This window comes from Enterococcus sp. 2STP, from assembly GCF_032465635.1.
GTDB lineage: Bacteria > Bacillota > Bacilli > Lactobacillales > Enterococcaceae > Enterococcus_B > Enterococcus_B lactis.
This window is the reverse complement of sequence record NZ_JAWDJH010000001.1, coordinates 25,435-41,511: the sequence shown is the minus strand read 5'-3', so window position 1 is coordinate 41,511 and position 16,077 is coordinate 25,435. Positions and strand designations below refer to the sequence as shown.

At 40.2% G+C, this 16,077-nt stretch carries 14 protein-coding genes; 3 read left to right on the top strand and 11 right to left on the bottom strand.

Translation table 11 applies throughout. The features are described 5' to 3' along the window. Window positions 1-3 precede the first annotated feature (3 nt). Window positions 4-1,455, top strand: a complete 1,452-nt coding sequence (locus RWU19_RS00200) for a sensor histidine kinase (protein WP_002342667.1) — start codon at window positions 4-6, stop codon at window positions 1,453-1,455. After that, on the top strand, window positions 1,448-3,013 hold the full coding sequence (locus tag RWU19_RS00195) for a response regulator (RefSeq protein ID WP_123838099.1): 1,566 nt from the start codon (window positions 1,448-1,450) through the stop codon (window positions 3,011-3,013). Before RWU19_RS00200 ends, RWU19_RS00195 begins: the two co-directional genes overlap by 8 nt. A gap of 134 nt (window positions 3,014-3,147) precedes the next feature. Here the strand turns inward: RWU19_RS00195 and RWU19_RS00190 are convergent, their stop codons facing one another. The 10 genes from RWU19_RS00190 to purC form a co-directional block, all read right to left on the bottom strand. Further along, on the bottom strand, window positions 3,148-4,062 hold the full coding sequence (locus RWU19_RS00190) for an aldo/keto reductase family oxidoreductase (protein WP_086286074.1): 915 nt from the start codon (window positions 4,060-4,062) through the stop codon (window positions 3,148-3,150). A 122-nt stretch (window positions 4,063-4,184) separates the two neighbouring features. Then, on the bottom strand, window positions 4,185-5,459 hold the full coding sequence (gene purD, locus RWU19_RS00185; protein WP_002292221.1) for a phosphoribosylamine--glycine ligase: 1,275 nt from the start codon (window positions 5,457-5,459) through the stop codon (window positions 4,185-4,187). 15 nt (window positions 5,460-5,474) lie between these two features. Next, a complete protein-coding gene (gene purH, locus RWU19_RS00180) occupies window positions 5,475-7,010 on the bottom strand; it encodes a bifunctional phosphoribosylaminoimidazolecarboxamide formyltransferase/IMP cyclohydrolase (RefSeq protein ID WP_024635308.1) in 1,536 nt (511 codons plus the stop codon). Next, window positions 7,007-7,585, bottom strand: coding sequence for a phosphoribosylglycinamide formyltransferase (gene purN / locus RWU19_RS00175; RefSeq protein ID WP_123838100.1), 579 nt, complete (start codon window positions 7,583-7,585; stop codon window positions 7,007-7,009). The genes purH and purN overlap by 4 nt, the downstream gene beginning before the upstream one ends. Further along, the gene (gene purM, locus RWU19_RS00170; protein WP_185022579.1) at window positions 7,582-8,634 is read right to left on the bottom strand and encodes a phosphoribosylformylglycinamidine cyclo-ligase; all 1,053 of its coding nucleotides are present in this window, start codon (window positions 8,632-8,634) and stop codon (window positions 7,582-7,584) included. Before purM ends, purN begins: the two co-directional genes overlap by 4 nt. Before the next feature lie 22 nt (window positions 8,635-8,656). Continuing rightward, window positions 8,657-10,096 carry an amidophosphoribosyltransferase gene (gene purF / locus RWU19_RS00165; RefSeq protein ID WP_123838101.1) on the bottom strand — a complete coding sequence of 480 codons (1,440 nt, stop codon included), beginning with the start codon at window positions 10,094-10,096 and terminating at the stop codon, window positions 8,657-8,659. Next, window positions 10,081-12,303, bottom strand: coding sequence for a phosphoribosylformylglycinamidine synthase subunit PurL (gene purL, locus RWU19_RS00160; RefSeq protein ID WP_123838102.1), 2,223 nt, complete (start codon window positions 12,301-12,303; stop codon window positions 10,081-10,083). The genes purF and purL overlap by 16 nt, the downstream gene beginning before the upstream one ends. Beyond that, window positions 12,304-12,975 (bottom strand): phosphoribosylformylglycinamidine synthase subunit PurQ, encoded by a 672-nt coding sequence (purQ, locus tag RWU19_RS00155; RefSeq protein WP_070770610.1) that lies wholly within the window; start codon window positions 12,973-12,975, stop codon window positions 12,304-12,306. Between the two features lies 1 nt (window position 12,976). Continuing rightward, window positions 12,977-13,231 carry a phosphoribosylformylglycinamidine synthase subunit PurS gene (purS, locus tag RWU19_RS00150; protein WP_002309490.1) on the bottom strand — a complete coding sequence of 85 codons (255 nt, stop codon included), beginning with the start codon at window positions 13,229-13,231 and terminating at the stop codon, window positions 12,977-12,979. Next, window positions 13,231-13,959, bottom strand: coding sequence for a phosphoribosylaminoimidazolesuccinocarboxamide synthase (gene purC / locus RWU19_RS00145; protein ID WP_002292230.1), 729 nt, complete (start codon window positions 13,957-13,959; stop codon window positions 13,231-13,233). Before purC ends, purS begins: the two co-directional genes overlap by 1 nt. Before the next feature lie 255 nt (window positions 13,960-14,214). Here purC and RWU19_RS00140 point away from each other — a divergent pair, with 255 nt between their 5' ends. Beyond that, window positions 14,215-14,592, top strand: a complete 378-nt coding sequence (locus tag RWU19_RS00140) for a hypothetical protein (protein WP_002329120.1) — start codon at window positions 14,215-14,217, stop codon at window positions 14,590-14,592. Window positions 14,593-14,772: 180 nt separating this feature from the next. On the opposite strand, the gene purB is transcribed toward RWU19_RS00140, so the two are convergent. After that, the gene (gene purB / locus RWU19_RS00135; protein ID WP_002306865.1) at window positions 14,773-16,068 is read right to left on the bottom strand and encodes an adenylosuccinate lyase; all 1,296 of its coding nucleotides are present in this window, start codon (window positions 16,066-16,068) and stop codon (window positions 14,773-14,775) included. Window positions 16,069-16,077 lie beyond the last annotated feature (9 nt).

Below are 16,077 nucleotides of genomic sequence, written 5' to 3'. Positions count from 1 at the left end.
ATCATGACCAAAAATTTAAGCATAAAACAGATTTTTGCCCAAGCAAACAAAGCCATGCTTCTATTTGCTGTTATCCCTTTGCTACTGAGCATACTGTTATATTCGCAACAGCTTTTGATTTATCAACAGACGATCGCAAATATCCAAAAAGCAGATGCAATTGCTTTGAAGGTTGATCAAAAAGTTTTGGAAAGTATGTGGGACTTGATTTCTGGCCAAGTAACCGTAGATGAGTTCAATGAGGAAAATATCCTAGAAGAACTTAGGAATGATATTCGAGAGATCAAAAATAATACAAATACACTTAAAGAAATTAGTACGTTAGATGTATCGTTACGTACGATCGATACATTGGAGGATTATCAAGCTGAGCTCATTCATCATATCTTGGCAGAAGATTTTATGGATACCAATGAACAGATCATCAATCAGGTCGATTCTGTCACTCAACTACTGTCAGATATTTTACAGGATTTTGTTCGTGTGGAAATCGACTTAGCAAGTCAAAAAAATACGACGCTTGTCCGCTCGCTCATTTTATTAACGATAGTCGAATTGGGGGTTCTTAGTACTATTTTTTTCTATGCGAAAAAGAATCGCCGCTTTTTAGAGCAGAAGGTCCAAGAGCCGATCAATCAGCTGATCACAATGTCCGAACAGCTTTCTTCAGGAAATCTTGGATTTCGTTTAAACATGCCAGAAACACAAGAACTACAGACACTTACCGCTAGTATGAACAAAATGGCGGAAGATCTAAACCAGTCTTTACGGGAGAACGCTTTGAAACAATACCATTTAGCACAAAGTGAAGTTCGTGTATTGCAAGCTCAGATCACTCCTCATTTTATTTATAACAGTTTGGATGCCATCATTTCTTTGATCGAACAAGACTGCTTTGAAGAAGCTCTGACTATGACCCATGCACTTTCCGGCTTTTTTCGTACGTCTTTAAGCAAAGGACAAGACTGGATTCCTCTTGAAAAAGAAATCAGCCATATCAATGATTATCTGGTCATTTTAAAAATAAGATACGGACATATGCTTGACTATAAGATTGATATACCAGAAACACTTTTTCCTGTTTCTATTTTAAAGATGATCTTGCAACCATTGATCGAAAATGCTGTGTACCATGGAACAAAGTACGTTCGTCACAAAGGATTTATTCGTATTACTGCATGCAAAATCGACGAAATGATCCAATTCAAAGTCATAGACAACGGTATTGGCATTCCTGTAGAAAAACTAGCAGAAATACGTAAAGAGTTAGCCAAAGGGATCGATTCAGATTTCAGTATCGGCTACGGGCTTTACAACGTAAACAAGCGTCTCCTTCTCTATTACGGAAATAATCAAAAACCTATCACGATTGACAGCAAATACCGAGAAGGGACAACTGTCACACTGACGATTCCTATATCTCCCAAAACAATTGGAGGAAACAAACATGTATAAAGTTTTTATCATTGAAGACGAATACCTCATTCGCAATAACTTGCGGGAACAAATAACTGCCCTTGGTTCTTATTATCCAATCACTTATGTCGGGGAAGCTGGAGATGGTGAGATGGCACTGTCTTCGATTATCGACTTACAGCCCGATATCATTCTGACTGATATCCAAATGCCATTCATGGACGGTTTGACTTTTTCAAAAGAAGCAAGGAAACTGCTTCCTTGGACTCGCCTCATATTTATTAGCGGATTCGACGATTTCGATTATATGAAAGGGGCAATCCAAGTACAGGCAGATGATTATCTACTTAAACCAATTAAAAGCAACGAATTGAAACAAGCAATAGAAAAAGCAGTGACTGCGTTAGACTTGCAGCAAAAAGAAACGCACCCTTCTTCTGATCTTGTTTTCGAATTGAAAAAAAATCATTTCTTGAACGGTTTGTTCAAAGGCTCACTTACGATCAGTGAAACATTGAAACTTGCTGAATCTTTCAATCGCTCTTTAGCAGGGAAAAAAATGACCGTATTATTAGCAGCAAACCAAGTCAGTACAGACTTTGAAGATTACGCTCATCTCAGTGATTATTTGAAGTTTTTATTTAGGGAGAATCAACAAGTGATTTTTTCTGCTGTTTCCTCTCGATTCATCAAATTTTTAATAGTTGATCCTCTTGAAGAAAATGTGATCGAGACCAGTTATCAGGTAGCCCAAACGTTGGTCCATGAATTAGAGAAGGGACAAAAAAATAATTTTTCAGTCGCCATCGGTCCTGTCGCAGAAAGAATCAGCGAATTACCTGCATCTTTTGAGATCACGCAGATGATACTTGAAACTGCCAGTTCCCTTAAAGATCAAATTATCAGCTATGAGGATTTGATTAAAGAAGCAAAACTTCCAGTTGATTCTGTCTTTTACTTTGATCTCTCACTTGATTTGTCTTCATTATCGAAAAACGAAGTATCTAAGTACATCGAACACTTGACGAAACCACAAGGCACACCAATCCGAACACGATTATATCGTTTATTTGTCTTGACTAAGCTACTCCAGCATGTCCGCCTGAAAGAAAAGGAAATCCCGCAAGAAATGGTTCATTGCACATCCACTAGCCAACGCTTAGCAATCAGCGCCGACGACTCGCTTTACCGTTCGACTGTTTATATGTTCATTTCTTTCTTAACTGCTCTGCCCTCACAGCCTTCAAGGAACAAATATCAGCCAATTTTGAACCATGCATTGGATTTTATCAAAGAAAATTTTACCGATCCAGATATGTCCTTAACTTGGGTCGCTCAACAAGTTGCATTAAGCCCCTCTCATTTCAGTACGATTTTTTCTCAATCGTTTAACCAAACATTCATCGATTATCTGACAGAACAAAGAATCGAATTAGCAAAAAAATTATTGCAGCAATCAGACTATCGTATCTCAGATATTGCTTTTGAGATTGGTTATAATGACCCTAACTATTTCAGTTATTTATTTAAGAAAAAACAAGGGATTTCCCCAAAAGAATATCGGACACAGCTTTTCCTTGAAAACAAAAATAAATAATAAATAAAATCCGTATAGCGATACTCTTTCCCGTTGGCAATAAAAAAAAGGCGGAATATCTCGAAGCTGAAAATAGCTTTCAAGATATTCCGCCTTTTTAATTGATCGCAACGTTCACCTGCTTATGACAACTTTTAAGGTAAAATGTTTCCAGCAGCACGGTACAATTCGTACCAATCTTCCCGAGACATATTAATTTCTGATGCTTGAGCGATTTCCTTGATTCGCCCTACGTTCATCGTACCGGCGATTACTTGCATATTGGCTGGATGGCGCAAAATCCAAGCAGAAGACAAGCCAGTTGGTGTCGTTTGATATTTAGCTGCTAGTTCTTCTAATGTTTGGTTTAATTCAGGGAATTTTTCGTTCCCGATAAATACACCTTCAAAAAATCCATACTGGTATGGCGACCACGCTTGGATCGTCATATCATGCAAACGGGAATAATCAAGTACACTACCATCATGGTCGATACTTGCTTCATCTGTCATATTGACATGAATCCCTTGATCGATCATTCCAGTATGTTTCAAGCCAAATTGCAGCTGATTAGCTACTAATGGTTGACGAACATATTTTTTCAGCAATTCGATTTGCATTGGTTTTTGATTGCTGACACCAAAATAACGGACTTTACCTGATCGTTCCAATTCATCAAACGCTTCAGCTACCTCTTCTGGTTCCACCAATGTATCTGGACGATGAAGAAGTAAAGCATCCACATAATCCATTTTCAGACGGGTCAAACTTTTTTCCACAGATTCAATGATATGTTTTTTAGAAAAATCAAACATCACACCTGGAACGATTCCACATTTTGTTTGAATAAAAAGATCTTCTCGTTTGATTGATGTTTTTGCTAGAGCATCTGCAAAGATTTCTTCACATTCACCGTTCCCATAAATATCTGCATGGTCAAAAAAATCAATGCCGTTTTCATAAGCTGTCTCAATCACTTTTACTGGATCTTCCGCATTGTTGATACGCATACAGCCTAAGATCACTGCAGCTGCTTTCTGATCAGAAGTACCTAATTGAATTTTTTTCATCTGAACTCCTCCTTATTTATATACACAACAAAAGTGTACCACACTCTTTATGAAAAGGCTTCACTAAAATCGGCGCTTCCGACTATATTTGTTGTATTTTTTTATAAATGGAAGCAGCTGATTTACTTCACGACCAGTTCGCTATTGGCAGCTTTTTCTCCAATATCTGTACGATAAAATGTTCCATCTGTCGTTTTATCCATTAACGCGGTGTAGATTTTTTCCTGTGCTTCTTTGATCGTCTCACCGTATGCTTCTACTAGATAGAGGCGTCCTCCTGTTCCAACTAGTTTGCCGTTATTTGAGGAAACTCCAGCATAGTAAACAGAAAGCTCTTCTTCCAGAAAATCTGGTAGAACCATTCCTGTCTCATATTCTTCGGGGTAACCGGCAGCTGCCACCACAACGCCTACATTGTATCCTTCTTGCTGCCACTTTAACTCTACTGCACGATTCTCTAATAAATCATCGATTACTTGTGCAAAGTCACTCTTCAACCGAGAAAGAACGACTTGCGTTTCAGGATCACCGAAACGCGCATTGAATTCGATCACTTTTGGTCCTTCCTTCGTAGCAATCAAACCCGCATATAAAACACCCGTGAAAGAGCGTCCTAGTTCTTTCATTCCCAAAGCCGCTGGTTTTAAAACTTCTTCCACAGCTTTTTCAATCATCTTTTTTGGAATTTGCGGTACTGGTGAATAAGCACCCATCCCGCCTGTATTTGGCCCTTTATCGTTATCAAATGCCCGCTTATGATCTTGCGAAATGACCATCGGATACACCTTGGTATCACGGACAAACGCCAAAAGGGAGAATTCTTCTCCTGCCAAAAACTCTTCTACGACGATTTTTTTGCTACTGTTCCCAAATCGATGCTGGTTCAACATTTGTTCTGCCGCATCCAGCGCTTCTTTCACTGTTGTAGCCACGACTACACCTTTTCCAGCTGCTAAGCCATCCGCTTTCACTACGATTGGCGCACCGTTTTCTTTGATATACGCTGCTGCTTTTTCGTAACATTCAAAACTTCTGGATTTAGCTGTCGGGATCTGATACGTCTCCATCAATTGTTTAGCAAAACTTTTCGAACCTTCGATCAGAGCTGCTGCTTTTGTCGGACCGAAGATTTTCAATCCTTCCGCCATAAAATCATCGACGATCCCATTTAATAAAGGAACTTCAGGACCAACGATACTCCAATCAATCGCCTCATTCTTAACAAAATGAATTAATGCTGAATGATCTTGTTCACTGATAGCGACACAATTGATGCCATCCTTTGTCATTCCAGGATTTCCTGGCGCACAATACACAGTATCCACCTTCGGACTGTCTAAAAGTTTTTTACTTATTGCATGTTCACGACCACCTGCACCGATCACCAAAATGTTCATTTATCCGACTCCTCTCTAATGTCTAAAATGCCGAACATCAGTAAAGACCATTGCTAGATCGTATTTATTCGCCATATCAATAGAATCTTGGTCTTTGATACTTCCACCTGGCTGAATGATTGCTTTTATACCATGTTTGGCTGCATATTCAACTGAATCATCCATTGGGAAATAAGCATCGCTAGCTAAAACTGCACCTTCCATTTTCTCTTGCGCTTGTTCAATCGCAATTTTTACTGAACCGACTCGATTCATCTGCCCGGCTCCGATTCCTACTGTCTGACGTTCGTTTGCCAGTACGATCGCATTAGATTTCACATGTTTGACAGCTTTCCAAGCAAACGCTAATGCTTTTGCTTCTGCTGGAGTCGGCTTACGTTTTGTCACGACTTTCCATTCTTCTTCGTTTTCCATTGCCAGATCTTGATCTTGTACAAGAAGTCCACCTAAGACTGAGACCGTTTCTTCTCGATTTTGATTTTCTTCTTGCGCAAAGTCTACTGTCAGTAATCGGATGTTTTTCTTTTTTTGCAGTAATTCCAAAGCTTCTTTTGTATAAGAAGGGGCAATGATGATTTCTAGAAACAGCTTATGCATCTGTTCTGCTGTTGGCAGATCTACTTCTCGATTCAAAACGATGATCCCACCAAAGATTGAAACAGGATCTGCTTCATATGCTGCTTCCCACGCTTCTAAAATCGTAGATGCTGTCCCAATACCACAAGGATTCATGTGTTTCAAGGCGACTACCGTTGGTTCGTCATATTCCTTCATGATCCGTAACGCAGCATCTGCATCTCGGATATTATTATAAGAAAGTTCTTTCCCATGGAGTTGTTTTGCTGCTGCAATCGAATATTTTTCCAAAAGAGCGGACTGATAAAAGGCAGCGGCTTGATGGCTATTTTCACCGTAACGAAGCGTTTGTTTTCGTTCATACGTAAGTGTCAATTTTTCCGGTTCTTTTTCTTCCACCCAATCCGTCAAGTATTGAGCGATCAGTGCATCATATGCAGCAGTATGACGAAAGACTTTTGCCGCTAGTTTTTGTCTGAAAGAAAGTGAAGTATGCCCATACTGACGTAATTCTGAAAGTACTTCTTCATAGTCAGATGGATCAACAACAGCGGTGACAAATTCATGGTTTTTTGCTGCACTACGGAGCATACTAGGACCACCGATATCAATGTTTTCAATAACTTCTGCTATTTCGACATCTGGTTTCATAATCGTTTCTTTGAAAGGATATAAATTGACACAAACAAAGTCGATTGGTTGGATATTTTCCGTTTCCATTGCCTCCATATGGCTAGAGAGATCGCGTCTTCCTAAAAGACCACCATGGATTTTAGGATGAAGTGTTTTGACACGGCCATCCATCATTTCAGGAAACCCTGTCACTTCTTCGATCGAAAGCGTTTTGATCCCAGCTTGATCCAACGCATGCTTTGTTCCTCCTGTTGAAATGATTTCTACTCCTTGTTCAACCAAACCTTGGGCAAATGCTACAATCCCAGTTTTATCTGATACACTGATCAATGCTCTTGTCATTTCAGATAGCCTCCATTTTCAATAATTTCACTAATCACTTCTGGATAGATCCGATGCTCTACTCTATGGATTTTTTCTTCTAAAGAATCGAACGTGTCCTCCTGTTCGATCCTCACTTTTTCCTGCCGGATGATTGGTCCAGTATCTACACCTTGGTCGATATAATGAATTGTGACACCCGTTTCTTTTACTCCAGCTTCAAATGCATCACGAATGCCATGCAAACCAGGGAATGCAGGTAAAAGAGATGGATGGATATTGATGATTCTTTTATCATAATTTTCCAGCAATACTGGTCCAATGATTCGCATGTATCCAGCTAATACGATCAAATCGATCTTTTTTTCTTTCAATTTATACAAAATCGCTTCTTCATACTCTTTTTTGGAGTCAAATTCTTTAGGTGAAAAACAATCTGCCGGTACATCCAATGCGACTGCACGTTTCAAAACATATGCTGCAGGCTGATCACAAAACAACCAGTCAATCGAAGCTTCCAATCCTTTTTTCGATAAATAATCGGCTAGCGCTTGAAAGTTGCTTCCGTTTCCAGAAGCAAAAACAGCGATCCTCATCGTTCTTCTCCTGTAAATACCACACGATGTTTTTCTTTGGCGATCACTTTTCCGATTTCATAAACTTTTTCGCCAGCTTGCTCAATCTCGTGTACGATTTCTTTTACTTTTGCTTCCTCGACTGCTAAGACCATCCCAATGCCCATATTGAATATTTCATACATCTCCATCATAGGAATCTCACCATATTTTTGTAAACAGCCGAAGATCGGAAGGATCGGCCATGTGCCAAGTTTGATTTCAGCAGCCATAGATTCTGGCAACATTCGCGGGATATTTTCTACAAACCCTCCACCGGTGATATGTGCAGCTCCTTTGATTTTCTTTTCTTTGATCAAGGGAAGCAAGGCAGAAACATAGATTTTCGTTGGTTCAAGTAATACTTCGCCAAGTGTTTTTTTCAATTCTGGCAGGTTTGATGATAAAGAAAGATGCTGCTGCTCAAAGAAAATTTTGCGAACAAGAGAGTACCCATTTGAATGGATTCCGCTAGATGCTATTCCAAGCAACACGTCTCCTGGGTTGATTGTTTCTCCTGTCAATAATTGAGATTTTTCAGCTATCCCTACAGCAAATCCGGCTAGATCATAATCATTTCCTGAGTACATACCGGGCATTTCAGCTGTCTCGCCGCCGATCAGTGCCATATTTCCTTGAACACACCCATCTGCTACACCTTTTACTACATTTTCTAAACGTGTCGGATCATTTTTCCCCGTTGCTAAATAGTCTAAGAAATACAACGGCTCTGCGCCTTGTGCTAAGATATCATTGACACACATCGCTACGCAGTCGATTCCGATCGTGTCGTGTTTGTCTGCTTCGATTGCCACTGCTAATTTCGTCCCTACACCATCGGTCCCCGAAACAAGGACTGGCTCTTTTAATTGAAAGACCGATAAATCGAAACAGCCGCCGAATCCTCCTATAGCGCCCATCACACCTAATCGTTCCGTTTTTTTGACATGCTTCTTGATCCGTTCTACTACTTCATATCCAGCTTCGACATCTACGCCAGCTTTTGCGTATGCATTTGCCATTGGCTTCATATGCTCCCTTCTTGATCTGCTTTTAAAAGAACGATACTTTTTCTTTTAGTGATTCCTGATATTTTTCTTCATAGTCATATAACGGCGTCGGATAATCTCCGTTGAAATAAGCCATACACAATCCTGAATACGGAGCATCTTTTTCCAGACCGATCGATTCGATCAGACCCTCTTCACTTAAAAAACCTAAAGAATCGGCACCGATACATTCTTTGATTTCATCAATCGTGTGATTGGCCGCAATGAGTTCTTTACGCGTTTGAATATCAATCCCATAAAAACACGGATATTTCAAAGGAGGAGAAGCAATCCTCACATGTACTTCTTTTGCTCCTGCTTCTTTCAAAAGATGGACGATCCGTCTGCTTGTCGTGCCCCGAACGATCGAATCATCAACCATGATCACCTTTTTCCCTTCCACTACCCCGCGTACAGCAGATAATTTCATTCGGACGCCTTGCTCTCTTAGTTCTGGCGTCGGCTGGATAAATGTTCGGGCAATGTATTGATTTTTTACTAATCCAATTTCGTAAGGGATACCGCTAGCTTCTGCATAACCGCTTGCGGCTGACAAAGAAGAATTAGGTACACCAACGACCATGTCTGCTTTTACTGGCGATTCTTTTGCTAAATTCCGTCCCATGTTTTTCCGTGCAGTATGCACATTGATCCCTGCGATATTTGAATCCGGTCTGGCAAAATAGATATATTCCATCGAACAAATAGAAAGCTGCGTGTCCTTCGTAAAGCAATCAATCTGGATTCCTTTGTCATTGATGATCACTATCTCACCAGGCTGGACATCTCTTATAAAACGTGCCCCAATAACTTCTAATGCACAAGTTTCCGAGGCAATCACATATGCTCCGTTTTTCATTTGTCCGATTGCTAATGGACGAAAACCATTCGGGTCCAAAGCGGCAATCATTGCCGTTTCTGTCATTAATAAATAGGCAAAGCCACCTTTGACTTCATTTAAAGCACTTTTCAATTTATTTAAAAAATCTGTTTCTTCACTTCGTCGGATCAAATGCATCAATATCTCCGTATCGGAGTTGGAATGGAAGATCGCCCCATTTCCCTCTAACTCTTTTCTAAGGGAACGAGCATTGATCAAGTTACCATTATGCGCTAAGCCGATCGACTGATCATGAAATTTGAATAGAAAAGGCTGAATATTGTCCACACTTCCATTGCCTGCTGTTGCATAACGTACATGTCCGATTGCAGCTTCTCCTGTTAACTGCTGCAATTTTCTTTGATCTTTGAATACCTCAGAAAGTAGACCCAGATCTCGATGACCCATGAGTTTTCCTCGATCATTGGACACGATACCCGCACCTTCTTGTCCTCGATGCTGAAGACTATGGAGCCCGAAGTATGCCACACTAGCGGCGTCTGGATGACCCCAAACACCGAAGATTCCGCATTCTTCATTTAAACTCTTCACTTCATAAGACATACGATTGCATCCTCCCAGCACTTTCTTGCTACTGCTGTTTCTATTTTGATTTGACCGTCAGTTGCTGAAATTTCGATTATCGCTTCATCCGTCACCTTACCTACTAAAAAAGCAGCATCTCCCATCATTTCTTCGAATCGTGTCTGGTTTTCCGGTGCAACTGTCAATACAAATCTTGATTGAGTTTCTGCAAATAATTGAGCAGAGGGCAAGCCAAACTGCACAGATAAACCTAACTGATATTTGAAAGCTGATTCTGCCAGTGCAATTGCCAAGCCACCTTCTGAACAGTCATGGGCACTTTCAATCAATCCGTTTTGGATGGCTGACAATACTAACTCCTGGTTTTTCTTTTCAACGGCTAGATCAAAGTTTCGAATCACCCCTTCGATTCTTCCAAGCTGCATCTTTTGCAATTCACTGCCATCAAAATCTGCAAACGTCTTGCCTAATATATAGATTAGATCCCCAGATTTTTTGAATTCTTGAGTAGTGATATGTTCATGATCCTCGATCAATCCGACCATACCGATCATCGGTGTCGGATAGATTGCTTGACCGTCCGTTTCATTATATAAAGAGACATTTCCTGAAATAACAGGAGTTCCTAACGTTTCACACGCAGCAGCAATGCCGTCAGCTGAAGTCGATAATTCCCAAAAAACTTCTGGTTTATCAGGAGAACCATAGTTCAGGCAGTCGGTGATCGCCAAGGGTCTGCCACCGCTAGCAATGATATTTCTAGCTGCTTCTGCCACTGCTATTTGTCCTCCGACTTTTGGATCCAAATAGAGATAACGAGCGTTGCAGTCTGTGGTCATCGCTAATGCTTTATTCGTCCCTCTGACTCTCATCACAGCCGCATCGCTTCCTGGACAGACAACTGTATTGGTTTGTACTTGTGAATCATAAGTTTCGTAGATTGAACGTTTCGAAGCAATCGTCGGTTGTTGCAACAGATCAAGCAATACTTGTCCAGGTTCTTCAATAACTGGCTGATAAGGAGTCAACTGCTGAAAATCTGCGATTCGAGCTGGTTCTTTCATCTCTTTATGATAGACTGGCGCATCTTCAGCCAGCGCATCGACTGGCAGATTCGCTACTTCTTTCCCTTGATGATATAGACGATATTGCCCGTCGTCTGTTACTTTACCGATAGTGACTGCATCTAGATCATACTTCTGAAATAGTTCTTGGATTTTTTCTTCCTCTCCTGATTTGACACAAATCAACATCCGTTCTTGTGATTCCGATAGCATCATTTCATAAGGCGTCATTCCAGTTTCTCTTTGTGGGACTTCGTCTAATGTCAATATAAGTCCTGAACCAGCTTTTGAAGCCATTTCCGCACTAGATGAAACAAGTCCTGCTGCTCCCATATCCTGTATACCTACTAGAGAATCCGAATGATGCAAGATTAATTCCAAACACGCTTCAAGCAGCAGCTTTTCCATAAAAGGATCGCCTACTTGTACAGCAGAACGTTGCTGTTCTTCTTCTTGGCTAAATTCTTCTGAGGCAAAAGTTGCGCCGTGGATGCCGTCGCGACCTGTTTTTGCTCCTACATACATGATTGAATTGCCGACACCAGCGGCTTGCCCTTTCTGGATATCTTTGTGTTCAATCAAACCTACACACATTGCATTGACTAATGGATTTCCTTCATAACAAGGATCAAATGCAATTTCGCCACCTACAGTCGGTATGCCGATACAATTGCCGTATCCGCCGATACCTGCAACTACTTCTTCTAGTAAATATTTTGTTCTTGGATTATCTAATTCGCCGAATCTCAATGAATCTAGCAGCGCAATTGGACGAGCCCCCATGCTGAAAATATCTCTGATGATTCCGCCAACTCCTGTCGCAGCTCCTTCATAAGGCTCCACGGCTGAGGGATGGTTGTGACTTTCTGCTTTGAAGACAACTGCTAGTCCATCACCGATGTCGACGATACCTGCGCCTTCTCCAGGGCCTTGCAAGACATGAGGTCCACTAGTAGGAAATTTGCGTAGAACCGGTTTAGAATTTTTATAGGAACAATGTTCGCTCCACATAACAGAAAACAGTCCAGTTTCCGTATAATTAGGTATTCTTCCTAAGATATCTTCTTCGATCATTCGATATTCTTCATCAGTCAATCCCCATTCGGCATAGATTCTTTTTTTCTTGATCTCTTCAGCTGTCGGTTCATTCAATGTTTTCATCTATACGGTCACCTTTCCGAAGTTTTTTAAAATGGAAGCAAAGAACCGTTTCCCATCTTCTGATCCTAGCAAGTCTTCTACTGCACGTTCTGGATGAGGCATCATTCCTAACACATTCCCCGCTTTATTCGTAATCCCTGCAATGTTTTCCACGCTGCCGTTGATGTTGTCATTATAAGTAAAGACGATCTGATTATTTTCCTTCAGCTCTTCAAGTGTTTCTTCGTCACAGAAATAATTTCCTTCCCCGTGAGCAACTGGAAGAGAGATTATTTCATCTGCTTCATATTCTGAAGTAAAGGCTGTCTTAGGGTTGACTTTCAATGGTACAGTTTTACAAATAAAATGCAAAGACTCATTTCGTCTCAGTACACCTGGCAACAGTCCAGCTTCTGTCAATATCTGGAATCCGTTACATGTACCGAATACGGGTTTCCCTTCTTCAGCAAAACGAATCACTTCTTCCATGATTGTAGAAAACCGAGCAATCGCACCGCATCTCAAATAGTCACCATAGGAGAATCCTCCCGGCAGTAAAACCCCATCAAATCCTTCTAAAGAGGACTCATCATGCCGTACAAATTCGGCATCAGCGCCCATGATCTCGCGAATTGCCCATAACATATCTGCGTCACAATTTGAACCTGGAAAAACGATGACCGCAAATTTCATGTTATACTTCCTCCATTTTTTTGATTTCATATCGGTATGTTTCCATATTTACATTTGCAAGCAACTTGTCACAAATCGTTTCAATCACTGTATCGATTGGTTCTTCTGTATCAGCAAGTTGTATCTCAAAGTATTTTCCGATACGGATATCTTCGATTGTTTCATATCCCATACGATGGACTGCTTTTTTTACTGCCTCTCCTTGAGGATCTAACACTGAATCTTTATAGGTTACATAAACTTTTACGAAATACATCATACTCGCTCCTTTTCTTCAGTTAGTTCCGATAGACGGTTATATACTTCTTGATAGACTGGAATCAGATCACCTAAGCCTCTGCGGTAAACGTCTTTGTCCATATGTTCATTCGTACGTTCATCCCATAATCGGCAAGTATCCGGTGTTACTTCGTCCGCAAGCAACATTTTTCCATTCGACCGACCAAACTCAAGCTTGAAATCCACTAAAACCAGACCAACCTTAGCAAATAATTCGATCAAAATTTTATTGATAGCTAATGCTTGGGTTTTCAGCTCACTGATTTCTTCCGGTTTTGCCAGTTGCAAGTAATAGATATGGTCTTCATTGACAAAAGGATCATCCAACTGATCATCCTTATAGTAGAATTCAACGATTGGCTCGATTAATTTTTTGCCTTCAGGAACACCTAGACGTTTTGAGAAACTTCCTGCTGCAATATTTCGGATAACCACTTCCAGAGGGATGATTTGTACTTTTTTTACTAATTGTTCGGTTTTAGATAATTGTTCAATAAAATGATTTTTTATTCCTCGCTGGGTCAGATAGCGGAAAATCGTACTTGTGATTTGATTATTCAATTCTCCTTTCCCACTTATCTGATCTTTCCTCGCGCCATTCAACGCAGTCGCCTGATCTAAGTATTCTACCCAAATCAAGTTTTCATCAGAGGTAAGATATAATTTTTTGGCTTTTCCTTCGTACAGAAGTTCTTTTTTTTCCATGTCTGACTCTCCTTTTTATTTACATTGAAAGCAAATACATCGATTTTTGTTCGTGTTTTCACTTTGAATTTTAACAATCATCTTTTTAGAAATCAATATAAATATGTACATTAAAGGCATTAGATTCTTTTAATGTTCGTGTTTTGTTATAAGTACAAAAATCCCCTCATCAACAAGCGTTTACATTTATATATAATGATGGTATATTAAAATTAACTAAAAATTTGGATAACTGGATCGAGGAGGCACTTGCCGATGGAAGATGCAATAAAACAAGGTCAGCTTTTTTTATCAGAATTAACAGCTGAAGAACGTTCCTGTCTATATAATGATTTGTTGTCGATCAAAGACGTTTATTTATGCAATAAAGATACTAGTTTTTATACCTTTCGGAAAATCCGCCGAGCAGCTAAGCGTTGCGCTGAATGCCGTAAAAGGACTTTTAGTTATCGGACAGAACACAAAGGCGAACTTTTAATCAGTCAGATCCACGAGCAGAAACGTTTCAAAAATCACTACCGTATCCAGATCTTATTTAATGGACAAGAGATGGAATATGCTTTTCTCGAAAATTTGCTGCAATATCTCCATAACCAGCATTTTAGTTATAACAGCCAAGCCATTTACGCTTAATTCCTCTATTTTTTTGTATGTAAAGAGGCACGGTAAAGAGGTAGTCGCTTTTAAAATCAGGTTCCTATCATTGATAAGAAAACATAATAAACTAAAAGAAGCAGAACCGCTAACGGATCTGCTTCTTTTTTGGTTATTTTTGCTATTCTATTTTAATTGAACTTTGCAACTCACTCTTCTTTATTCCAAACCTACTCGTTTGAATATCACGTCAACGTTTTTCAAATGATGATGATAATCAAAGGCATCATCTATTTCTTCTTTAGATAATACCGATGTGATGGTCGGATCTTCTTCTAACAGCGGGCGGAACTGAACTTGGTTGTCCCAAGCGTACGCAGTTTTTGGCTGAACAAGATCATAAGCTTCTTCTCTTGTCATTCCCTTATCGATCAATTTCAGCATAACGCGCTGGCTATAAATCAAACCAAATGTTGCAGACATATTCCGCTTCATGTTTTCAGGAAAGACCGTTAGATTTTTAACGATATTGCCAAAACGATTTAACATGTAATTCAATAAAATCGTGGTATCAGGCAAGATGATTCGTTCGGCTGAAGAATGAGAGATATCTCTTTCATGCCATAATGTGACATTTTCATAGGCAGTGACCATGTGTCCGCGCACCACTCTGGCTAGACCAGCCATATTTTCTGAACCGATCGGATTCCTTTTGTGCGGCATAGCAGAAGAACCTTTTTGACCTTTCGCAAAAAACTCTTCTACTTCACGTGTTTCAGACTTTTGCAATCCGCGTATCTCTGTTGCAAAGCGTTCAATACTTGTAGCAATAAGCGCCATCGCTGAGAAATATTCAGCATGGAGATCCCGAGGGAGAACTTGAGTAGAGATTTCTTGCGGACGGATCCCCAATTGTTTACATACATACTCTTCAATAAATGGCGGGATATTTGCGAACGTCCCCACTGCTCCTGAGATTTTTCCTGCTTCTACTCCTTTTGCCGCATGTTCGAATCGTTCGATGTTCCGTTTCATTTCTGAATACCATGTGGCAAGTTTCAATCCAAAAGTAGTTGGTTCAGCATGGACACCGTGTGTTCGACCCATCATCACTGTATATTTGTGTTCTTTTGCTTTTTCGCCAATGATTTCCGTAAAACGTTTCAAGTCTTCCCGTAAAATATCATTTGCTTGCTTGATGAGATAGCCATAAGCAGTATCTACGACATCCGTACTTGTTAGACCATAATGGACCCATTTTCTTTCTTCTCCCAATGTTTCAGAAACTGCTCGTGTAAAAGCAACGACATCATGGCGTGTTGATTTTTCGATTTCCAAGATCCGATCGATATCAAATGATGCATGCTCGCGGATTTTTTTCACATCTTCTTGCGGGATTTCACCAAGTTCTGCCCAAGCTTCATCTGCTAAAATCTCGACTTCGAGCCACGCACGGTATTTGTTCTCTTCCGTCCAGATATTCCCCATTTCAGGGCGTGTATAACGTTCTAACATGTTTTTTCT

What these genes read in the sequence shown, in the direction of transcription:
- RWU19_RS00200 (WP_002342667.1), top strand. Translation starts at nt 4, where the DNA reads ATGACCAAAAATTTAAGCATAAAACAGATTTTTGCCCAAGCAAACAAA.
- RWU19_RS00195 (WP_123838099.1), top strand. Translation starts at nt 1,448, where the DNA reads ATGTATAAAGTTTTTATCATTGAAGACGAATACCTCATTCGCAATAAC.
- RWU19_RS00190 (WP_086286074.1), bottom strand. Translation starts at nt 4,062, where the DNA reads ATGAAAAAAATTCAATTAGGTACTTCTGATCAGAAAGCAGCTGCAGTG.
- purD (WP_002292221.1), bottom strand. Translation starts at nt 5,459, where the DNA reads ATGAACATTTTGGTGATCGGTGCAGGTGGTCGTGAACATGCAATAAGT.
- purH (WP_024635308.1), bottom strand. Translation starts at nt 7,010, where the DNA reads ATGACAAGAGCATTGATCAGTGTATCAGATAAAACTGGGATTGTAGCA.
- purN (WP_123838100.1), bottom strand. Translation starts at nt 7,585, where the DNA reads ATGAGGATCGCTGTTTTTGCTTCTGGAAACGGAAGCAACTTTCAAGCG.
- purM (WP_185022579.1), bottom strand. Translation starts at nt 8,634, where the DNA reads ATGAAGCCAATGGCAAATGCATACGCAAAAGCTGGCGTAGATGTCGAA.
- purF (WP_123838101.1), bottom strand. Translation starts at nt 10,096, where the DNA reads ATGTCTTATGAAGTGAAGAGTTTAAATGAAGAATGCGGAATCTTCGGT.
- purL (WP_123838102.1), bottom strand. Translation starts at nt 12,303, where the DNA reads ATGAAAACATTGAATGAACCGACAGCTGAAGAGATCAAGAAAAAAAGA.
- purQ (WP_070770610.1), bottom strand. Translation starts at nt 12,975, where the DNA reads ATGAAATTTGCGGTCATCGTTTTTCCAGGTTCAAATTGTGACGCAGAT.
- purS (WP_002309490.1), bottom strand. Translation starts at nt 13,231, where the DNA reads ATGTATTTCGTAAAAGTTTATGTAACCTATAAAGATTCAGTGTTAGAT.
- purC (WP_002292230.1), bottom strand. Translation starts at nt 13,959, where the DNA reads ATGGAAAAAAAAGAACTTCTGTACGAAGGAAAAGCCAAAAAATTATAT.
- RWU19_RS00140 (WP_002329120.1), top strand. Translation starts at nt 14,215, where the DNA reads ATGGAAGATGCAATAAAACAAGGTCAGCTTTTTTTATCAGAATTAACA.
- purB (WP_002306865.1), bottom strand. Translation starts at nt 16,068, where the DNA reads ATGTTAGAACGTTATACACGCCCTGAAATGGGGAATATCTGGACGGAA.